This is a genomic window from Myroides odoratimimus, assembly GCF_030326305.1.
Taxonomy (GTDB): domain Bacteria; phylum Bacteroidota; class Bacteroidia; order Flavobacteriales; family Flavobacteriaceae; genus Flavobacterium; species Flavobacterium odoratimimum_A.
In genome coordinates, this window is record NZ_JACAKB010000011.1 from 19136 (window position 1) to 41620 (window position 22485).

Annotated in this window: 25 protein-coding genes; 2 read left to right on the plus strand and 23 right to left on the minus strand. The window is 34.2% G+C overall.

Annotated features, from left to right (window positions below; genetic code table 11):
- The first annotated feature begins 1 nt into the window (after position 1).
- Positions 2–844 (plus strand): DUF4249 domain-containing protein, encoded by an 843-nt coding sequence (locus tag HX049_RS09680; protein WP_286415606.1) that lies wholly within the window; start codon positions 2–4, stop codon positions 842–844.
- Between the two features lie 31 nt (positions 845–875).
- Here HX049_RS09680 and recN read toward each other — a convergent pair whose 3' ends face one another.
- The 23 genes from recN to HX049_RS09795 all read right to left on the minus strand — a co-directional run bounded on the left by recN (position 876) and on the right by HX049_RS09795 (position 21800).
- A complete protein-coding gene (gene recN, locus HX049_RS09685) occupies positions 876–2531 on the minus strand; it encodes a DNA repair protein RecN (protein WP_286415607.1) in 1656 nt (551 codons plus the stop codon).
- A 17-nt stretch (positions 2532–2548) separates the two neighbouring features.
- Positions 2549–3433: a DUF4835 family protein gene (locus HX049_RS09690; protein ID WP_286415608.1), complete on the minus strand. Its 885-nt coding sequence runs from the start codon at positions 3431–3433 to the stop codon at positions 2549–2551.
- On the minus strand, positions 3426–4634 hold the full coding sequence (gene coaBC / locus HX049_RS09695) for a bifunctional phosphopantothenoylcysteine decarboxylase/phosphopantothenate--cysteine ligase CoaBC (protein ID WP_286415609.1): 1209 nt from the start codon (positions 4632–4634) through the stop codon (positions 3426–3428). The genes HX049_RS09690 and coaBC overlap by 8 nt, the downstream gene beginning before the upstream one ends.
- A gap of 20 nt (positions 4635–4654) precedes the next feature.
- Positions 4655–4966, minus strand: coding sequence for a DNA-directed RNA polymerase subunit omega (locus HX049_RS09700; protein WP_286415610.1), 312 nt, complete (start codon positions 4964–4966; stop codon positions 4655–4657).
- Positions 4967–4980: 14 nt separating this feature from the next.
- Positions 4981–5787, minus strand: a complete 807-nt coding sequence (locus HX049_RS09705) for an outer membrane protein assembly factor BamD (RefSeq protein WP_286415611.1) — start codon at positions 5785–5787, stop codon at positions 4981–4983.
- Positions 5788–5949: 162 nt separating this feature from the next.
- Positions 5950–6465: a ferritin gene (locus HX049_RS09710; protein ID WP_286415612.1), complete on the minus strand. Its 516-nt coding sequence runs from the start codon at positions 6463–6465 to the stop codon at positions 5950–5952.
- 12 nt (positions 6466–6477) lie between these two features.
- Complete coding sequence (gene dapA / locus HX049_RS09715) at positions 6478–7359, minus strand: 4-hydroxy-tetrahydrodipicolinate synthase (protein ID WP_286415613.1); 882 nt, start codon at positions 7357–7359, stop codon at positions 6478–6480.
- 14 nt (positions 7360–7373) lie between these two features.
- Complete coding sequence (locus HX049_RS09720) at positions 7374–7883, minus strand: DUF6913 domain-containing protein (RefSeq protein WP_286415614.1); 510 nt, start codon at positions 7881–7883, stop codon at positions 7374–7376.
- A gap of 65 nt (positions 7884–7948) precedes the next feature.
- The gene (gene ligA, locus HX049_RS09725) at positions 7949–9946 is read right to left on the minus strand and encodes an NAD-dependent DNA ligase LigA (protein ID WP_286415615.1); all 1998 of its coding nucleotides are present in this window, start codon (positions 9944–9946) and stop codon (positions 7949–7951) included.
- A 12-nt stretch (positions 9947–9958) separates the two neighbouring features.
- A complete protein-coding gene (locus tag HX049_RS09730; RefSeq protein WP_286415616.1) occupies positions 9959–10432 on the minus strand; it encodes a DUF6495 family protein in 474 nt (157 codons plus the stop codon).
- A gap of 61 nt (positions 10433–10493) precedes the next feature.
- The gene (locus HX049_RS09735) at positions 10494–11126 is read right to left on the minus strand and encodes a hypothetical protein (RefSeq protein ID WP_286415617.1); all 633 of its coding nucleotides are present in this window, start codon (positions 11124–11126) and stop codon (positions 10494–10496) included.
- 213 nt (positions 11127–11339) lie between these two features.
- Positions 11340–11783 (minus strand): 50S ribosomal protein L9, encoded by a 444-nt coding sequence (gene rplI / locus HX049_RS09740; RefSeq protein ID WP_286415618.1) that lies wholly within the window; start codon positions 11781–11783, stop codon positions 11340–11342.
- Positions 11784–11849: 66 nt separating this feature from the next.
- Positions 11850–12146, minus strand: coding sequence for a 30S ribosomal protein S18 (gene rpsR, locus HX049_RS09745; protein ID WP_006260233.1), 297 nt, complete (start codon positions 12144–12146; stop codon positions 11850–11852).
- 5 nt (positions 12147–12151) lie between these two features.
- Positions 12152–12493, minus strand: a complete 342-nt coding sequence (gene rpsF / locus HX049_RS09750) for a 30S ribosomal protein S6 (RefSeq protein ID WP_006260234.1) — start codon at positions 12491–12493, stop codon at positions 12152–12154.
- Positions 12494–12600: 107 nt separating this feature from the next.
- The gene (locus HX049_RS09755; RefSeq protein ID WP_286415619.1) at positions 12601–13137 is read right to left on the minus strand and encodes a DMP19 family protein; all 537 of its coding nucleotides are present in this window, start codon (positions 13135–13137) and stop codon (positions 12601–12603) included.
- Positions 13138–13189: 52 nt separating this feature from the next.
- On the minus strand, positions 13190–15640 hold the full coding sequence (priA, locus tag HX049_RS09760; RefSeq protein ID WP_286415620.1) for a replication restart helicase PriA: 2451 nt from the start codon (positions 15638–15640) through the stop codon (positions 13190–13192).
- A gap of 603 nt (positions 15641–16243) precedes the next feature.
- Positions 16244–16672, minus strand: coding sequence for a DUF2147 domain-containing protein (locus tag HX049_RS09765; protein ID WP_006267052.1), 429 nt, complete (start codon positions 16670–16672; stop codon positions 16244–16246).
- Between the two features lie 39 nt (positions 16673–16711).
- A complete protein-coding gene (locus tag HX049_RS09770) occupies positions 16712–17611 on the minus strand; it encodes a YihY/virulence factor BrkB family protein (RefSeq protein ID WP_286415621.1) in 900 nt (299 codons plus the stop codon).
- Positions 17612–17635: 24 nt separating this feature from the next.
- Positions 17636–17875, minus strand: coding sequence for a hypothetical protein (locus HX049_RS09775; RefSeq protein ID WP_286415622.1), 240 nt, complete (start codon positions 17873–17875; stop codon positions 17636–17638).
- Between the two features lie 3 nt (positions 17876–17878).
- Entirely contained in the window at positions 17879–18880 is a 1002-nt protein-coding gene (locus tag HX049_RS09780) for an SPFH domain-containing protein (RefSeq protein ID WP_286415623.1), read from the minus strand.
- A 2-nt stretch (positions 18881–18882) separates the two neighbouring features.
- On the minus strand, positions 18883–20262 hold the full coding sequence (locus tag HX049_RS09785) for a hypothetical protein (RefSeq protein ID WP_286415624.1): 1380 nt from the start codon (positions 20260–20262) through the stop codon (positions 18883–18885).
- Positions 20263–20274: 12 nt separating this feature from the next.
- Positions 20275–21135, minus strand: coding sequence for a carboxylating nicotinate-nucleotide diphosphorylase (gene nadC, locus HX049_RS09790; protein WP_286415625.1), 861 nt, complete (start codon positions 21133–21135; stop codon positions 20275–20277).
- Positions 21136–21224: 89 nt separating this feature from the next.
- Positions 21225–21800 (minus strand): DJ-1/PfpI family protein, encoded by a 576-nt coding sequence (locus HX049_RS09795; RefSeq protein WP_286415626.1) that lies wholly within the window; start codon positions 21798–21800, stop codon positions 21225–21227.
- Positions 21801–21948: 148 nt separating this feature from the next.
- Between HX049_RS09795 and HX049_RS09800 the strand changes: the two genes are divergently transcribed.
- Entirely contained in the window at positions 21949–22452 is a 504-nt protein-coding gene (locus HX049_RS09800) for a hypothetical protein (protein ID WP_286415627.1), read from the plus strand.
- Positions 22453–22485 lie beyond the last annotated feature (33 nt).

Genomic DNA, 22485 nt, shown 5'->3' on the forward strand with positions numbered 1-22485 from the left:
GATGAATATTTTCAAATATATAAGTATACTCTCTATTCTAATATACCTTACTTCTTGTGAACACGTAGTAGATATAGATTTACCTACAGCTCCTCCAAGATTAGTTGTTGAAGGTAATCTAGATTTTGATGCCGAAAACAAACAAGATACTCTAAGCATCAATCTCTCTTTGACTACAGATTTTTATAATCCACAAGCACCTAAAGTCCATAATGCAACAGTATGGGTAGAAGATGGAAATGGAAATAAACACCAGTTTAAAGAACTTAATAATACTGGAAGATATATCTCTACCTCTATTAAAAAAGACTTTGTGAAAAACAAGTATAAATTACATATAGAGTATGACAATGATATTTATGAAGCAACCGAAAGTTTAGTTGAAACTCCTAAAATAGAAAGGTTAGAACAAAGAAGAGAAAAATTCTTTAATGATTACTATTATACAATTAGAATATACTTTCAAGATACTGATAAAGGTGATAACAAATTAAACTATTATTACACTAATTTACTTTGGGAAAATAAAAGGCCTACCTTAAGTATTCGTTCTAACGAGTTTTCTAAAGGCCAACTAATAGAAGACATTTCTACGGATAAAGACTATAAGCCTGGTGACAAAATACAAATAGACTTACATCAAATATCTAGAAACTATTATGATTATATGTGGCTCATAACTGATGCTTTAAACAATGGAGGCGGTCCTTTTCAGACACCTATTTCTAAAATAAAAGGAAATGTCAAAAACCTTACTACACCTGATAAAGAAGCACTAGGATACTTTAGAGTAACTGAAAAGCAATCTATACATCACATGATATTTGAACAACCTAAACCGTAAATAATAAAAGCCATCTTGTGATGGCTTTTTTCTATTTTGACAATAACTCTTTAGCATGTACTAAGGCAGAATCACTAATGTCTTTACCTGATAACATTTGCGCTATTTCATTTACTCTACTATCGTAATCGAGTAGTATTAATTGAGAAGTCGTTGTCTCTTCATCAGATGTTTTGTATACTTTATAATGCTGTTTCCCCTTTGCTGCTATTTGAGGTAAATGGGTAATTGCAAACACTTGCATATGATTACTCATATCTTTCATGATTACCCCCATCTTATCTGCTACTTCACCAGAAACACCTGTATCTATCTCATCAAAAATAATAGTAGGCAAATTAGAATATCTAGCCAAAATAGCCTTTATCGCTAACATTATCCTAGACAACTCCCCTCCTGATGCAACTTTCTTTAACACACCAAAGTCCATTCCTTTATTAGCAGAGAATAACAATTGTAACTCATCTTTTCCATTAGCTAAAAAGTTCTTGGCTATAGTGAAGTCAAACTTAAAGTTAGCATTAGGTATTCCTACTAATGACAATATCTCTAATAGTTGTTTTACTAAAACAGGAACAGCCTTTATTCTCGATTCTGAGAGCTTATCTCCTACTTCATGTAAAACAATACTCAACTTGTCAATTTCTCTTTCTAATGAACTTATTTTATCATCTATCCCACTAGCTAGATCTACTTTCTCTTCCAGTTCATTTCTAATGACTAATAATTCTTCTACGGTAGCTACTTGATGTTTTCTCTGTAGATTATATAGTAATTGTAAGCGATCATTAATTAAATCTAATTGTTCAGGATCTGCAGACACATTATCTAGTTGACGTTCTATCTCATCAGACAGGTCTTTCAACTCTATTTCTACACTAGTAATACGAGTATATAACTCTTCATACTCTTTAGAGATAGTACCTGTTTTCTGTAATAATTGCTTTACCTCCTTTAATCTATAAACTGCTCCTACTTCATCGTCTGTCAAAAGATTAATTGATTGCCCAAAGCTTTCTCTTACAAACTCAACATTATTCAGTTTCTCGTATTCTTGCTCTAATTCTTGTTGATTTAACCCATCAAGATTTCCCTGTATTAACTCTTCTAAAAGAAAAGCATTATAGTCTTGTTCTTTAATTAAATCAGCCTGTTGCTGTTGCAAATTACGTAATTGTGCTTGAGCTTTCTTATATAATACTAAATGCCCTTTATACTCTTCCAGAATAGCACTATTACTTGCAACTGCATCAACAATTTGCATTTGGTAATTTTCATCAGACAATTCCATTGTTTGATGTTGAGAATGTATATCAATTAAATGTTCACTTAATCGTTGCAAATCAGATAAATTAACAGGGCTATCATTTACAAAGGCTCTAGATTTTCCAGAAGGAGATATTTCTCTTCTGATAATGGTCACATCCTCATATTCTAATTCTAACTCATTAAACAAGTCTTTCAATCCATATTTACCAATGCTAAAATGACCTTCTATAACACACTTCACCTCTTTATCTTTTAGAGAAGATAAATCAGCACGTTTTCCTTGTAACAGACCTAAAGCACCTAATACAATAGATTTACCCGCTCCAGTTTCACCCGTAATAATAGAAAAACCATTAGAAAAATCTATTTCTAATGTATCTATAAGTGCAAAGTTTTTGATTGTTAATGATATAAGCATACTACTTAATTTTAGAACTAAAGACTATTCCATTTTAATCCATTTAATGGCGCTAATTTATTCAACAATTCTACGACACGTTTCTTATTTTTATCTGTCACACCACCATATACACCGATTAGCTCATCTGTCTTAGAATCAAAGAAAACACGTGTCAAAAAAGAATTTGGCCGAGTAGAATTAAAGTTTTCCAAAGCTGTTAAAGCCTGTAGGATACCATCTCTTCCATCTACAACATTATCACTCATTCGGTCTAATCCTAAACGGTGATATTTATATAAAGCCTCCTTATAAGCCTCTCCTACTCCCGAAGCTAGATCACTAATAAAAGAGTATCTCGTATTATTACCATCCCCTTGCTTCCATCCTCTATAATTTCCTTGTTGAGCAATAGAAGCTATACCATTTGCCGTCTGTAAATAGGTACTTCCACCACCTCTACTAAATGTTTCTGCATCTAATCCAATAATTAAATTAGCGTAAAATCCAATCAAAGAAGTCAAATTAGAATCGTATGAATTAGGATTGTAATAAAGAGATTCAAACTCAATATAATTAAAAACAATATCCTTATCGTTGAACAATAATACTTGTGTAGAATACCCAGAGCCATACACTGGCCTAGATGACTTTACCTGAAGTGTCCCCGATATAGTATTATTACCATAAGTAGTTACATTCAGAAAGAACATACAATCTATTTTCTCCACAGAAGAAAACTTTTTAGACGTCCAACTCGTATTGTTTATAAAATCTTTGAGTGATTTCTCTAGAGATTTGAAATAAGCTTGATTACTATTCCCTACTTGGCTATGGTTAACCGTTACTGTTGCATTAAGTTCTTGAGCATAACTACTTAAAACTAAAAAAAATGAACCAAAAAGCCAAATAAGTTTATTCATAATGTTTAATTATCTTATATATAATATCCTGAGCTACTTCTTCTTTAGATTTTAATTCTTTAGGTTCTATATTAAAATCTTTATCTATAAAGGTAACCTTATTCGTTGGTTTTCCAAAACCTGCTCCTTCATCTTTCAAAGAATTTAAAACGATTAAATCTAAATTCTTTTTTTTGATCTTGGCTTTAGCATGTTCTATCTCATTTTGAGTTTCTAATGCAAAACCTATTAAGAACTGTTTTTCCTTTATAGCACCTAGTGAAGCTAATATATCAGGATTCTTATCCATTTCGATAATAAATTCCTCACTGTTCTTTTTAATCTTTTCAGTAGCTACTTCTTTAGGTCGATAATCCGCTACTGCTGCTGCGGCAACCACAGCATCCACATCAGAGTAATACTGATGACACGCCTCATACATCTCTATAGCAGACATAACTGAGACCAGCTTTACCCTATCGTGTACTATTTTCTGATTACTAGGACCAGATACTAATACTACATCAGCACCTTGCTTAGCAGCCTCTAGAGCTATATCATATCCCATTTTTCCAGAAGAATGATTACCTATAAAACGCACAGGATCTATAGGTTCGTATGTAGGTCCAGCAGTTATTAATAATTTTCTTCCTTTTAGAGGCAAATTATTTAACAACACATCTTTTACAGCCTGCAAGATTGTCTCAGGTTCAGCCATACGGCCTTTCCCAACTAAACCACTTGCTAGTTCACCTTCCTCAGCAGGAATGATAAGATTACCATAACCTTCTAACAAAGCTAAATTACGATCTGTCGTAGGATGCACATACATATCTAAATCCATAGCAGGTGCAACCATTACAGGGCATTTTGCAGATAGATATATTGCCATTAATAGATTATCACAATATCCATTAGCCATCTTCGCTAATGTATTTGCAGTAGCAGGAGCAATGACCATTAGATCTGCCCAAAGTGCTAAATCAACATGATTATTCCATGTCCCTCCTTCACCAGCATCATTGAAGAAATTTGTATATGCTGGATTCTTTGATAAAGTAGATAAAGTATAAGGAGTTACAAATTGATGAGAAGCAGGTGTCATGATCACTTGGACCTCGGCACCTGCTTTTATAAGTAAACGCACTAAGTGTGCCGTCTTATACGCGGCAATTCCACCAGTTACACCTAGTATTATTTTTTTACCGCCTAAACTTGACATCACTAAGTATTATTTATGTTCTATTGTACTTTATATGAAACTTTACCTTCTAACCACTCTTCTACAGCTAACGCTTGAGCTTTAGGCAATTTTTCATAGAATTTAGACACTTCTATTTGTTCTTTATTTTCAAACACTTCATCTAAACTATCATTGTAAGTAGCGAACTCTTCCAACTTGTCAACCAACTCATTTTTGATTTCTGTGTTGATTTGGTTTGCTCTCTTAGCAATTATAGTAATAGCCTCATAAATATTTCCTGTAGGCTCTTCAATCTTACTTTTATTATAAGTAATTGTGTTTACTGGAGCATTTGTTTTCTTTAAATCCATCTCTTTCGCTTAAGTTATTTTGAAAATTTTGCTAATTCTTCTTGTATATTTTCAAGCATACCATCTGCTTGCTTTTTGTATTTTGTTTCAGCATTAAAACGAATCAATACATCGTACATTGACTTTGCTGTATTCAGACGTTCTTCCATTTTATAATGTACACTGTTCATTGCTAATTTATAAGCTGAATCGAACTTATAAAATAAGGCATCCTCCTTATATTTTGTACCTGGATAATCATAGATAAAATTATCAAGTGCTACGATAGCAGCATTGTAATTTCTAGTCCAATCTCCAATAGTATTTAATTGCTTTGCATTCTCATAAGTCTTTCTCTCAATCTTCTCATTCATCTCTTGCATAATTGAATTAGCTTCAAAAACAAAATTAGAACCAGGATATTGATCAATAAACCTTTGTAATTTGTCTATTACATCATACGTCACTCGTTGATCCAAAGAGTACACAGGTGATAATGCAACACCAGACTTAATCTCTTTTAAAAGAGCCTCTTCTCGTTTCTCACTTCTTGGGTATGTAGCCGCAAAGTTTTTAAAACGAAACCCTGATAATTCATAGTCTTTTGTCAAATAAGTCGCCTCAGCAAAGTTAAAAAACATATCTTCTGCTTTAGGATTCGCTCTATAAACTGTTTCTAATTGTTCATAAAGACGAATAGCATTTCTATACTTTTTCTTCTCAAAAAACTGATTTGCTACCTCCTTTTTATATTCATAATCCTCTGATTTCAAAGCCTTTTGCATTGGACCGCAACTCGCTATTGAAAGCACAAGAATAGATAATCCTATATATTTTTTCATAAATGTTTTTCGTTGTTTTTGACAAAAGCATTTCCAAGATAGTCCTGTAAAAGCAAATGCAAATTTAAATTAATAATTGCATTATACAAAAAGCTTTTTATATTAAAAAGAAAAGATGTCTAAAATGACATCTTTTCATATAAATCATTATTCCTTAAACGATTAAACTGTCGGGTTATTATTCGCTTGTTGGTTAAAATTTTTAATATCATTATCAAATAAGTATAAACCTCCTTTATCATCACCAATAAGGTTTATCTTATCAAGAATTGTACGAGCAGTAGCTTCTTCTTCTATTTGTTCTGACACATACCATTGTAAGAAATTATGAGTTGCATAATCTCTCTCTTCTAAAGCAATATGTACTAACTCATTAATACTTTTTGACACAAAAACCTCATGTTCAAATAGTTGTTTAAACAACGCTTTAAATGATGTGTGATCTAACTCTGGTTTTGTGACTGCAGGAATAACAGCTTGTCCTCCTCTTTGGTTCACATATTTAACCAACTTAAGCATATGTTGACGCTCTTCATCTGACTGTGCAAACATAAAAGTAGCAATCCCTTCAAATCCTTGAATCTCTGCCCAAGAAGCCATCTCCAAATAAATTTGAGATGAGTCTCCTTCTATTTTTATCTGTTCATTAAGTGCTTTTTCTAATTTTTCTGATAACATAACTTTCTTTTTTTAATTAAGTATTTTATTTTCTTTTTCTATTCTTGAAGCTAAGTCTGTATCTACATTAACTAATGGCAAGCGAAGCGTATTTTGCATCACTCCCTCTAATTTTAAAATCTCCTTAATTCCTGCAGGATTCCCTTGTTCAAAGATCATATCAATAATTGGCATTAATTCATATTGCAATTTAAATGCCTCCTTGATCTCTCCTTTTAACCCTAGACGAATCATCTCTGTAAATTTCTTAGGAACACCTTGACCTATCACCGAAATAACTCCTGCTCCACCAGCTAATACTAAAGGTAGTGCTATTGCATCATCCCCTGATATTACTAAAAAGTCTTTACGAGTACTTTGACGGATTAACTCCATCCCTTGTACCATACTTCCTGCTGCCTCTTTTATACCAATGATATTCTTAAACTCATTTGCTAAGCGAACTACAGTGCCTACTGCCATATTACTTCCTGTTCTACCAGGCACATTGTATAAAATAATAGGCAATGGACTTTTCTCTGCAATCATTTTGAAGTGCTGATAAATTCCCTCTTGTGTTGGTTTATTATAATATGGTGACACTGATAATATAGCATCAAATCCCTCTAAGTTCTCCTGTGTTAATTCTTCTAATACAGCATGTGTATTATTTCCTCCCACTCCTAATACTAATGGCAATCTTTTCTTATTAGCCTTTATTACGGTACGTTTGACTAACTGTTTTTCTTCCTTGCTAAGAGTTGCTGACTCTCCTGTAGTTCCTAAGACTACAAGGTATTCTACCCCTCCTGCTATTGTATATTCTACCAAATTCTGTAATGCTTCTACATCTACAGAAAAATCGCTGTTAAATGGCGTTACTAATGCCACTCCCGTACCAATAAGTGATTGCATAGTTCTTCTAATTATTAATTTTTAAAAACGTTAATATATTTAAACAAATTGTCTACAAAATTATCTACATCTAATCGCTCTAAAGCTAAACTAAAATGATTCAATTGTGTATTTTCTGAGGAAACCCCCACTTTAAAAATAGCATTTGACTTTGACGTCACCCACAATAAGGGCAAAGTTTGATTCGTATAATAGCTAATCAATAAATCACATTTCTTTTCAATAAATTCAAGTACTTCTTTGTTCTCTGTACTCCCTGTTAATGTGAATTCATTCATCCCAAACAGGTGTTCTTCATTATTCTTCTTGCTATCTTTTGCATAAACCAAGAAATGTATTTTTGCACTTGGTATCCCTCTTTTTTCTAAGTTTCTAATCAAATCTGGAATAACCTTAGCTTCTGCTTTATCTACGACAATACCAATTTCTCTAAAATCATATTTAAAATCTACTGGTACTGCTTTTAGTATTGACTTTTCTACTACTTTTTGAAGTGATCTTTTCTTTAAAGTATTAAACCACATATAAGTTACTGTTTTTGTAAAGATAAACAAATAGCTAATTAGGTAATACTACATTTAACATCGAATTATTGAATTAACTCGATAAACTCCGCTTCTGTTAATATTTTAATACCTAATTTATTTGCTTTTTCTAACTTAGATGGCCCCATATTATCTCCCGCCACAACATAATTAGTCTTAGACGTAATAGAGCTCCCCACCTTTCCTCCATGATCCTCTATAACTTGTTTAATCTCGTCACGAGACATCTGTGCAAACACGCCCGACACTACTAGTGTCTGTCCTAATAGTACATCTGATACTACCGTAGACTCTTTTTCTTCTAACACAAATTGTAGACCATACTCTTTTAATCTAGCAATTATTTCTTTATTAATATCACTACTAAAGAAGTCTATTACACTTTGTGCTATTCTTTCACCAATTTCATCTACGGTAATTAACTCCATTAACGGAGCTTCTGCCAGAGCATCTATTGTCTTGTAATGATTAGCTAATTTTTTAGCCACCGTCTCTCCTACATAACGAATCCCTAATGCGTATAATACACGCTCAAAAGGAACTTGCTTAGAGGCCTCTATCCCTTTTATTAGATTATCCGCAGACTTCTCTCCCATACGTTCTAGACCTAGAACATCCTCTTTCTTCAACTCGTATAAGTCAGCGTAGTTTTCTACTAGTTCATTCTTATATAACAGTACCACCGTTTCTTCTCCTAAGCCATCTATATCCATTGCTTTACGAGAGATGAAGTGTTGTATTCTACCTGCTATTTGAGGTGGACATCCATACACATTTGAACAATAGTGCTGTGCCTCCCCTTCATTTCTCTTTAACTTAGTACCACATTCTGGACACTCCTTAATATATACTGTACGTTCAGAATCAGCTGGTCTAGCCTCTAAATTCACTCCAACTATTTTAGGAATAATCTCACCTCCTTTTTCCACATATACAGAGTCATTTACACGAATATCTAACTTCGCTATCTGATCTGCATTGTGCAAAGAAGCACGCTTCACTATTGTACCTGCTAACTGCACAGGCTCTAAATTTGCCACAGGAGTTATAGCCCCTGTTCTACCTACTTGATAAGATATAGAGTTTAATACTGTCTCTACTTGTTCTGCTTTAAACTTATATGCTATAGCCCATCTCGGTGCTTTAGAAGTATATCCTAATTCATCTTGATAATGTAATGAATTGACCTTAACCACCACACCATCTGTCTCATAAGGAAGTTCATGTCTATGAATATCCCAATAATTTATAAACTCTAATACTTCTTCTATATTCTTAGCTAACTTAGAGATAGTAGGAACTTTAAATCCCCATGCTCTAGCTTTATCTAAACTTTCATATTGTGTTGTCACCCCTAGGTCACTTCCTACTATATTATATAATAGACAATCCAAAGGACGCTTTGCCACCTCAGCACTATCTTGTAATTTTAAACTACCAGAAGCAGTATTTCTTGGATTAGAATAAGGTGTCTCTCCAATTTCAATCAAATCTTGATTCATCTTTTCAAACCCAGCTAAAGGCAACACTATCTCTCCTCGAATATCAAAACTCTTTGGATAATCTCCGTTTAATCGAATAGGAACTGATCTAATTGTTCTAATATTATTTGTCACATCATCCCCTTGCACTCCATCACCACGTGTCACCGCTCTTACTAGTACTCCATCTTCATACGTAATCGTAATAGAAGCTCCATCGTACTTTAATTCACAAGTAAACTCTACTGGTACATCTCCTAATACTTTCTGTACACGCTGCTCCCAGTCTAATAAATCTTCCTTAGAATAAGAGTTGTCTAAAGAATACATTCTATAGCGGTGTACTATCGTATCAAAGTTCTTAGTCACCGTACCTCCTACTCTTTGAGTTGGTGAGTTAATATCAAAATACTCTGGGTGAGCTAATTCTAACTTTTCTAATTCTTTTAACTTCTGGTCAAAATCGAAATCTGAAATCGTTGGATTATCCAACACATAATAATTATAATTATGTTCATTTAATTCTTTGCGAAGTAAATCTAATTGTGCTTTAATATCCATTCTTTAAAACGATTACAGTTTCAACATTTCTTTAAATTGACCATATAAATGACCATCACTCAGAATAGCTCCTTGTTGGATTAAACTGAAGATCTCTTCATTCCTATTCTCTCCAAAACTCTTACCTCCATGTCTCACCTCTACATCTTCTGTAAATACTGCATCTGACAACCACTGCAATCCTTCTTTACTTAAAAGATCTATATCAGATTGTTTACTCTTAATTACGATAGTCTTGATTTCCTTATCGTCGAAACCAAACAAAAATATATGGCTCTTAGAATAATGTTCTAAGTATTTAGCATTCGTTAATACCCCTTCCCAAATCAAATCTGAGAAAACATCTAACTCTTGTTCTGCTACTTCTGGCTTTTCTTCTTTTATCTTATCCCATTCATTCTTATCTATCTGCTGTGCAGACAAGAAATTAATAAACTCTGGGTGTAATTCTTCAAACTGCTCTTTCGTAAGCCTACTGTATTTCATAATATAAATTGCATTTGAAACAAAGATAATACCTTCATTTCAATTCGTATAATGTGATAAATTAATTCTGTACTATCTCTGCTAATGACTTCTTCATAGACACTGCATACTTTAATGGCACGTAATCAGCCTCCACAATATCCATTTCATAAAATGACAACGTTCTTACATCAAAAATGAATGTACCCACTGTCACTATTCTATCTTCATAATTCTCATAAATAGTGAATTGATAGTAATTTCCTCTTTTGTCAGAACCATCATTCTTTGCGTTTGGAGATACATCTACTCTCACCACTACTCCCTTACCTCCATTAGCGATTACAGCCTTATTAAAGTCTTCACTTAAATAATCTTTAGCCGCAGTAGTCTTTAATGCAGCTAATACTATCTCTAGTCCATCTTTACTAACAGATATCTTATTCGACTCATCCATTAGCGCAACAGCTTTTTTATTGTCGATCTTGAATATCTTTTCAGTACTCTTTAGAATAGCAGGCTCTTGCTCGTATAAGTTCTGCCATGGCGTAGTTATATCCTCTTCTTCTGTCACCTTCTGCTCACCAGCACTCTCATCCACGACAACTGTTTCTATCACCTCTCCTTCTTTACCAGAAGTATCTTTATCATTCTTACAAGCAAATAAAGACACCCCAATAACAACTATACCTAAAACTCTTACTAATCTATTCATAACTATTTTTTCTTTTTAAACACTACTAAATCGACTACTTACTCCCTATAAATGAAGTATTAAGCTGTTTTTTACAGCTTAGTTTTATACACTTCCAAGATACAAAAAAACACTAGTAATCAACCAACCTCTCACACATAATTTAGCTAAATTATATAGCAAAAAAAAAGGCCTCCCAAATGGAAGGCCTTTTCTATATATAATCTTTTAAGACTATTCTTGCTCAGCGATTACTTCGTAATCAACTTCAACGATTACATCACGGTGTAAACGAACGTTAGCAGTATATTTACCTAAACGTTTGATAACTCCAGAAGTGATGAATTTTTTATCAACTGTTTGACCGTTTTTAGCGAAAACTTCAGCGATATCTGCATTAGTTACAGATCCGAATAATTTCTCACCACCAGCTTTAACAGCAATCTTGATTTCTAAAGCTTTTAAAGCTTCTGCAACAACTTGTGCATCAGCGATTAATTTAGCTTCTTTGTGCGCTCTTTGTCTTAAGTTCTCAGCTAATACTTTTTTAGCAGATGGAGTAGCCAATACAGCCATTCCTTGAGGGATTAAATAGTTACGTCCGTATCCTGGTTTTACAGTTACTACGTCATCTTTAAATCCTAACTTTTGAACGTCTTGTTTTAAGATAATTTCCATTGTTGATGTCCTTTTTATAAGAAGTTAGGTTTCACGAATGAAAACCAACAACTTTATGATTTGTTATTATTTTAATAAGTCAGCTACGTATGGCATTAAAGCTAAGTGACGTGCTCTTTTGATCGCTACAGATACTTTTCTTTGGTATTTTAAAGAAGTTCCTGTTAAACGACGTGGTAAAATTTTACCTTGCTCGTTAACGAATTTTAATAAGAAATCAGCATCTTTATAGTCGATGTATTTGATTCCTGATTTTTTGAAACGACAATACTTTTTAGTTTTGTTTGTTTCAATGTTTAAAGGCGTTAAATATCTGATATCTCCGTCTTTTTTTCCTTTTGCAGATTGCTCTATACTTGACATAACAATTAAGCTTTTTTAGATTTTAATTTCTCTCTTCTTCTCTCAGCCCAAGATACAGCGTGTTTGTCTAAAGCTACAGTTAAGAAACGCATAACTCTTTCGTCACGTCTGAATTCAGTCTCTAAGTTGATGATGATATCAGCAGGTGCTGTGAATTGGAATAAGTGATAAAAACCACTTTTCTTGTGTTGGATTTCATAAGCTAATTTTTTTAAGCCCCAGTCCTCTTTAGCTACCATCTCAGCTCCTCTAGAAGTAAGAAATTCTTCGAATTTCACTACTGTTTCCTTTATCTGAGTTTCAGATAAAACGGGATTCAAGATGAAAACAGTTTCATAATGATTCATAAATACTAAATTTTATTTGTTACAAAATTGGGTGCAAAAATACAACTTTATACATACTATCCAAAACTAATTCGATCTTTAATAAAGTTTTTTTCACTCCCTCTTATTTATCTTTCTATTTTCTTGTCTAATAATGCCTCTGCTCTCTGATACATTCCCTCTATAGACAACACCTCTAAATCAGGATGATTTCTCAACCACTTCGCATTTAACTCTACGATATCTTCTTCTAGATTATAGAAGTCATCATTCTTCAACAGATCTCTTGTAGGATTTGTACCGAAGTAGTCAGACTCACAGAATGCCTCTAATACAGTTTCGTCAATATTATTTAAAACTTCTAGTTGCTTCTTTAAAAGAGCTAAGTTTTGTGTAGCTCCTATTTTCTCTAACCCATCAGCTATAATAGCAAAAAACTCATAATCAGCCTGAGTATTCCAAACAATCTGAGAGAAGTTTCCATTCTTATATTGAGCCAAATAATAATCTAGATAATAACTTAGGATTGCATCAGGATGAATTGTCTCTTCCATTAACCCTCCTTCTTCTCTTACCAAATTAATAAACGTGATATTTGAATAAACGATATCATAAGCCTCTTGACTATTAAATGAATCTTGTGATACTACAATTTTTAATTCCATACTATGTTTCTTGTTTATAACATTTTTTTTATTCTATCTAACAGAGAGATGATTAGTAAAAGTCTACATTAGCAACTACCTTTACAGAGCGATATTGTCCTATCGCTTCAAAACTCTTCAATATTTTTCGAACATTCTCTTTTGTCTTTATCAGAGGTACATTCTGAGGAATTTTAATTAAAATCACTCGTATATATTGATTGCGTATCCTATTAATCGCAGGCTCTTCTGGCCCTAAAACAGGTACACCTAGCTGTTCCTTCAGGTTGTTATACAACCAAAATGAAGCCTCCTTTAACTTCTCGAATTCTTTATGTCTTAGTGTCAGCTTAACTAATCTATAGAAAGGAGGATACTTAAAGTTATATCGCTCATACATCTGCTCTTTATACATTCCCATATAATCATAATGAGTCACTTGCTGTATGATATTGTGATACGGATTAAACGTCTGAATGATCACTTTACCCTTTTTATCCTTTCTTCCTGCCCTACCTGCTACCTGCGTCATCATCTGATATGCTCGCTCATGCGCTCTAAAGTCCGGGTGATACAGACTGTTGTCCGCATTCATTATTCCGACCAAATTCACATTGTCAAAATCAAATCCCTTCGCCAACATTTGCGTTCCTACTAGAATATCTATTTGTCTCGCTTGAAAGGACTCTACTAATTTCTCAAAGCCATACTTCCCTCTAGTTGTATCTTGATCCATACGCGCAATACGCTTATTCGGAAACAACTCTTTTAATTCCTCCTCTACTTGTTCTGTACCAAATCCTTTTGTATTCAGATCCACACTGTGGCATCTAAAACACTGTTTTGGCATCGGTAGCGTAAAACCACAATAGTGACACCTCAACTCATTTTTATACTTGTGATAGGTCAAACTCACATCACAGTGAGGGCATTCTGGTACAGCGCCACAAGTCATACACTCTACGACAGGAGAAAAACCTCTTCGGTTCTGAAACAGAATAACCTGCTCCTCTAACGACAACGCCATATTTATCTCATCAATCAACTGATCTGAGAAATGCCCTGTCATCTGTTTTCGTTTATATTTATCTTTTACATCTACCAAAACAATCTCTGGCAAGACTACATTTGTATAGCGCTTCTTTAACTCCACTAGACCATACTTGCCCTGTGTAGCGTTGTAATACGTTTCTAAGCTCGGTGTCGCAGATCCTAAGACTACTTTAGCATTGTGTTGTTTTGCCAATACGATAGCAGCATCCCTTCCGTGATATCGAGGAGCTGGATCGTGCTGTTTATAATTCCCTTCTTGCTCTTCATCCACGACTATTAATTGTAAATCCTGAAAAGGCAAGAAGACAGATAACCTTGTACCGATAACCACTTTTGCTTTTTCAGACTTATTCAATACCTGATCCCAGACTTCTAATCGTTCATTGTGAGAATACTTTGAATTATACACTGCTACTTCGTTTCCAAAATAACTAGTCAATCTCATCACTAGCTGTGTTGTAAGCCCAATCTCTGGCAACAGAAATAATACCTGACCTTCATTTGCCAAATATTTCTCTATAAGTTTGATATATACTTCTGTTTTACCAGAAGCAGTTACACCGTGTAGTAAGACTACATCCTTCGTCTCTAATGACTGCCCGATCTCCCAAAGAGCCTTACTCTGCTCATCACTTAACTCGATAGTATCTTGTACTGCATCACCGAAAATTATGCGATCTTGGTTTAAGTAATAATCTTCAAATATCCCTTTATCAATAAGCGCTTTGACTACTCCAGATGTAGATTCTGATTCTTCTACTAACTGTTTGACTGTAATCGGCTTTTTGTGTACAGCCTGCAATTGAAAATATTTTAAGATCATCTCTCTTTGCTTTTCAGCACGAGAGACTATTTCCATCAAATCTGCCAAACCATTCTCAGCCAAGTATTGCTCCGCTAGTTTGACATACCTAATCTGTTTCGGCTTATACTTCTCTACCATCTCTTCTTGTAAGAATATCATCTTCTTTTCTAGAAGAGAGTTAATCACAGGGAAGACTTTCTTTCGATTCAGTACTGCTATAATCTCTTCTACTTTAAGAATAGACTGTACTTGAAGTGCCTCATATATTAAATATTCTGCATCATCTAGTTCTTCTGCTTTAATAGTACTATCTGGATTATACTGTATAAGTGTCTCACTTTCTAAAAGTAGCTGTGATGGCATGGCACTCTTATACACATCCCCTATCGTACACATATAGTAGTCTGCTATCCACTTCCATAAGCTGATCTGTTTCTCAGTGACAACAGGAGTCAGATCTATAATTTCATTGATCTCTTTTGCCTCATAATACTGAGGTACTCTATTGTGTTTTTCGATTACCACAGCCGTATATACTTTAGAACGACCAAAAGGAACAGCTACGCGCATCCCCACTTGGATAAACTCATATTCTGCCTCACTTACAGCATAAGTAAACGTAGGATCTAAAGCTAATGGAACAATAACCTCAACAAAGTAATTCATACTAATAGTACTATTTTTTAGAAATCAATAGTTACAAAGATAATCGCTTTATTTTTATCTTATCCTATCAGTACTATATTCGCTCTTATTTATCGCAAGGTTATATACTCTCTCAGATTTCTAATCTGTAAGGTACAACATCTAAATACCTCATAAAAAACGGCATAACTTTTCACATCGCACAATCAATATAAAACACTAATAATCAATAATATAAATAAAAAAACAAGCATTTCTATCCTAATTGCCCAACAGTTCCTAACAGCAGTGTATATAAGCGATGACCTGATTTCCTTCAATACTTCTTCAACAATACCCCAAGATTGCTCTACTAGAAGGCTTGTTTGTTGAAGCAATGTTGAAGAAGTGTTGTAGGGGTGTTGAAGAAATAGAGTTTATGAATAACAATATCCTTACTCCTGATTAGACAGCTATAATAACACGCTTCACTCCCTCGCCTCTCCCCGATTATATACCATACAAGACTTCTATCCAAAAGAAAAGGTCATTAGCGAGTGTTAATGACCTTTATATCTTTTAAAAATATTTTAAATAATCTGTCTCAGTATAACAAAATAGCTTTTAGAAATACTTCACTTATCTTTAATCTGCTTTTTTCCATGTCTGGGTTCTACCTATCAGAGATAATCCGATATATCCTCTTACATCTAGCTTATCCTTTCCATTTAGTTTTACAGTACATTTATACTGTTTACCACTCTCTGGGTCAGTGATTTTACCACCTGTATATTCACTTCCTTTTTTCTGTAGGTCTTTAATGATAACAAGCCCTTCGATAGGTTTTCCCTTCTCATCTCCTTCACAGTTATCACATTTTGGGTTAGGTTTAGATGGGTTTAAAAGTTTCTTTACCTGTCCGTAATATTTACCGTCTTTCTCGTAGATTTCAACAATAGACTTCTCTTTTCCTGTACTATCATCTATCGTTTTCCACTTACCTACTATACTTTGTGCATGTGCTGATAAAGACACAGCTAATACCAACACAATTGTCGTTAAAAAATTTCTCATAGTTCAGCGTTTAATTTTAAGGTTATAACCCAAATATAGCTATTTTTTTGACTTTAATTTACTTATAGCTAAATTTAATTCAAAACCTAACAATAGAATCATACAGTTAATCCACAAGTAGAACATTACTACTAACAACGTCCCAATAGAGCCATACAACTCATTATATCGGGCAAATCTCAATACATATACTCCAAAGAGGTAAGAGGTAAGAATGTAGAGAATGGTCGTAAATACAGACCCTATAGAGATGAACGACACCTGCTTCGTTTGTTTCGCTCCAAACTTGTATAATATAGAGGTAGTCATCAGTACTACTAACAATAAGAATATACTTCTAGACCACTGTATCAACATAGAATCTAGGTTAAACTTATACATCACAACCTCTAATGTCACAAAGAATGCAACAGAGAAAATGACTAGTACAGCTAGACATACAGATAAGACTAATGCGACAAGATACTGTCTAATCAGATTGCGAGAGACAATAATGTGATACGAAGACTCGAATCCACCTATGATCGCAAAGACCCCATTCGTCATTAAGAATATAGATAACAAGAATCCGGATGATAGTAAAGAGCGATAACTGTTATTCATAATATCGCTTAGAATAGATTCTATCGCACCAAAGGTATTCGGAGGAACAGAGCTCTCGATAAAGTGCATAAAGTCTACCTGAAAATTATCTATCGGGATATAGGGAATCAAGTTCAGTATAAAAAGTGCAAACGGAAATAAAGCCATAAAGAAACTGAAGGCAATAGACCCTGCCCTATAAGAGAATGCTCCTTTTATAATCCCTAAGACATACAATTCTATTAAATCATAAAGTGAATACCCCTCTAACACCTTAAAACGAATACATTTTAAAGTCCGGACTATCGTGCGTATGACAGGTATTCTGTCTAATCTTTCTTCTATTTCCTGCGACATTTAATCTCTTTTCTTTTTATCATGCTATTTTTTAGGATGTGCTATATTCCCCTTAGTTGTATCATAACCTTTATGGTCACGCTTAAAGAAAAAGCTCACCGTCAGAATCAAAAATAAAGCTACTACTATTACTATTCCAATGGTCTTATAGGTATTGACTAAATGTTCTGAATCAAACATCTCAATTCCCCAAAAACCTAAAATAACATATAATGCTGTTATTAGTACTAAGATACAAACTATAAAACCGATAATATACTTCATACACTATAGTTTTGATAATATTTCTTTCTTTTTTTGATCGTAATCTTCTTGTGTAATGATTCCTTCTTGTAATAATAAATTTAATTTCTTTAAAACTTGAAGTTCATCATCTCCAGACTGCTCCAGCACTTGATTAGAGGCTATACCTAGCTGCTTCCCTAACTCTAGCCCTGCTCCCATCTGTACTCCTGCCCCTGCTAGCCCACCTTCATTACGAGCAGCATCTCTCAGAGCCTTTAGCTTCTCTAACTCTGCATACGTCATGCCTGCTGCCTCTGCTGCTTTTACATCAGAAGTTATATTAGACACAGTGGCAATACGCTGTTGGGTCTTAGTATCGAATACTGTTCCTAGTACTTTAAAATCGGTCAATGCAAGCCCTAAAGCAGCAAACTCTTCATTTAGTTTATTCTTGATTTCGGTAGAGATTACTTCTAGCTGTGCATCTATCTCAGTATAGCCAAATGAGGCTCCTGATAGATAAGTAGTGATAGCCTGAGGAATGCGTTGAATAAGGATATCTTTTAAGTCCATCGCTGTATACACATTCGCATTGCTAATAACCTCTCTATAAAGAAAGTTAATATCCTGTATCTTAAACGAGAATGTCCCATTCACTCCTAATTCTATCGGAATATCATAATGCTTATCTACATACTTAATCGCGCTAGGGGTACCCCAAGACTGATTAATAATCTGAGATTGTCTAAAGAAGAACACTTTTAACTTATGCTCACTTTCAAAATTCTGACGAATATTAATCAATGTCGTAATAAAAGGATGATTAGCTGTACTCAGACTAAAGGTTCCTTCTTCTAGGAGTATATCCTCTACTTTTCCATCGTATACTAATACGCATCCCTGACTCGGTGCTACGATTAACTTAGATGCATTCTTGATCTCATCTGTCGGCGACGGAAATTGATACCAAACGACATCTTGTGGTTGATCCTTCCATTCTATAACAGAAGCTAACTGTTTTTTAAAAATATTGAATAATCCCATAGTTATATCTCTTTTCCTACTGTCTTTAGTTCATAAAGGTCTGAAGTCATTATAATCTCTCCATCCTTATTTATTAAAACAATATTAGTACTGTCTAACCTTACTAATATATAATCTCCTTCTACGTCAATACTGCGGATATCTTTCCAGTCCGTTTTTTTAGCCCATAACACACTCCCATCTACCCCGCTTATCTTCTGTAGTGTTATGGTCTCGTTCTCCAATACAGACATTTTCACAGCGATGATAACAGACTCTGCATCTCCAATTAGCACACGTGCTCCCTCTACATAAGTATGATTAGGAGTGAGGTCTTTAATCGAAACTATTTTCGCCTTAGATTTAGTATACGGCATCACTAAAACTTTCTTATAAGGAGACTTTTCTGTGAATATACCTGATCTACCGTAATCTTTACGCCAGCTAAAATTTACATTGTATTGTGGAAAACCTTTTTGAGTCCAATGTTCATATTGTATCAGTTGTATTTCTTCTTCTGGAAAATCAAAACCAATTCGTGTAAATTTATAGGATGTAGTCTTAACTGGATCCGTTAATTTCTTATCGTATATAGCAGAGATTTTATCTATAGGTAGTACAACATCTATATCTGCAAATAAGGCATATTGTTTTCCTTTATTATTCGTAACCGTCAGACACTGATCAAAAGTTCTAGACTCTATCGCTGCTACACCACCTGCAAACTCAGGGTACTTAACAAAGAAAGATTCTGTCACATTCTCAAATACTTTCTGAGAAGGATTATACAAAAACAAATAGTAGCTATTCACAATAAGGAATAGCTCGTCATTAGCTCCTCTATAATACTCTAATCTACTGCTATGTGTACCTGCTCCTTTTATAGATAAATCGACTTCTAGAAGTGTACGACTAATTTCCTCTCCTGTAGTCGCATCTAGTAAGATCGTGTACACCTCATTTTCCTTGCCCTTCTCTGCAAAGATATCATTAAACCACCCTGTAAACACGATAGTATTCTTCCCTTTGGGGTTGATCATTAAGGCAACATCTGAATAACTAGCATTGACATATCTCACATCTCGCTTAGGAGGTGGGGTAGTACTAGACTCTACTGTAGTAACAGGAGGTGGTGTAGAATCTGCAAATACAAACCTACTGATCTGATAACCGAAATAGATAAAGATAACAACAGAGAAGCCTATAATGGCTTTTTTGGCAATTTGTACTCCTTGTTCATTACTCAGTTTACCAGTATTATAATTGTGATTAATAGTAATATCATCATTATCTAGAAAGAACTGTGTATTACAGCTTCTACAGATATAGTGGTCTTTCTTAGTCTCATCAACCTGATTACTCCCACACTGAGGACATACTATTTTCTTGATTGTTTTTGCCATGTTTCTCTTTTACTACAATACTGCTTTAAGGCTTAAGTCCATATTGTACACTGAGTGTGTTAATGCTCCTGAAGAAACATAGTTAACGCCACATAATGCATACTCTCTAACTGTGCTCTCATCGATATTACCTGATGACTCTGTTTGGCATTGGTCACCTATCAGTGCTACAGCCTCACGCGTCATCTCATAGTCAAAATTATCCAATAAGATACGGTGAACATTATCACAAGCTAAAATTTGCTTCACCTCATCGATACTTCTAGCTTCTACAATGATCTTTAGGTCTTTATTATTGTCTTTTAGATATTGATTTGTCTTTTCAATCGCTTCTTTGATACCACCTGCGAAGTCAATATGATTATCCTTCAACATAATCATATCATAAAGAGCAAAACGGTGGTTCTCTCCTCCTGCTATCTTTACTGCCCACTTCTCTATCGCACGTATACCCGGTGTAGTCTTACGCGTATCTAGTATCTTAGTTCCCGTTCCTTCTAATAAGTTTACGAATACGCGGGTCTTGGTAGCTATAGCACTCATGCGTTGCATCGCATTAAGCATTAATCGCTCAGCCTTTAAAATAGACTGAGAAGCCCCTGAGATATATAATACTATATCTCCTACTTCTACTTTAGCACCATCCTGAATGCACACTTCTACTTCTAGAGTAGAGTCTACATACTTCAATACCCTTTGGGCAAACTCTACTCCTGCTATATACCCTGCTTCCTTTACTAATAGTTTTGCCTTACCTGTAGCTGTAGGTGGAATACAAGCTAATGAGCTATGGTCTCCATCTCCTACATCTTCACGTATAGCGTTCTTAATAATTATATCTAATTCTGCTTGAAATTGTGCTTCTGAAATCATATTTAAAAAAAATTTGCGATGCTAAAATAAGAAATGTTTTAGCAAATCTTATTATAGAACATCGCAAACTATGAGTTATAATGACAAGCTTACCCTATCACTACACCTAACATTTTATAGAATTCTCTAAGGATATCAGGGTGCCCAGGCCATGCAGGAGAAGTAACTAAATTACCGTCTACGACAGCTTTATCTACTCCTACTTCTTTATAATGACCACCTGCTAAAGTGATATCTGGTCCTACTGCTGGATAGGCAGTTAGTGTTCTCCCATTTAATACACCTGCAGGAGTTAATACTTGAATACCGTGACAGATAGCAGCTACTGGTAAATTCTTTTCAAAGAAGTATTTCACGAAATCAATCACCTTACTATTCAAACGGATATACTCTGAAGAACGCCCACCACAGATATACAGTCCATCATAATCTGCTATATTCACTTCATCAAAAGATTTATTAATCACAAAATTATGACCTCTTAATTCTGCATAAGTTTGATATCCTACAAAGTCGTGTATAGCAGTTGCAATCACTTCATTCTTCTTCTTTCCAGGACATACCACATCTACTTGTACTCCAACTGATAATAGTGCTTGATAAGGAACCATTACTTCATAATCTTCTACGAAGTCCCCTGCTAACATTAAAACTGATTTTGCCATATTGTTTATATTTAAGTTAATACCCTTCTAAGGTACACAATTATGAGTAGCCCTAAAACAATAACTTAAAAAATAACCATATAATAACATCCGCTACGAATACTTTTTAGTAACTTTAAAAATCTAATTAATCTTATTTATTTTGACTATGAGAACAAAAATCGCATTAGTAGCCGCTGCATTCTTTACACTAATCAGCTGTAACCAAAAAGTAGCCCCAACACAAGATGTAAAAGTCTTAGACCTTTATACAATAGAAGTACCTGGTACATTCGCACCTATGCAAGAATTATATCCTGATGCTGATATCCAATATGGAAATACGTTTAAACAAATGTATTTAATCACTACACATCAAGACAAAAATAAGACGGCGAACTTCGAAGAATACGTTACACAATCTTTAGCTAGTTATAACAAAAGAGAAAACTATGAGATAATAGTACAAGAGGATGTCCGAATAAATGGAATACCTGGAAAGAAATATGAACTACTGATGTCTCAAGATAAAGATATGATGTATATGATCCAAGTAATATTAGATGGTAAAAAAGCTAATTATCAATACATTACATGGACTACAGGACAAAATAAAGAAGCGCAAAAAGACAATTTCTTAAATACTTTGGCATCTTTTAAAGAACAGCAATAGTTTTAACAAATTTTAAACATTAAAAAAACTTCA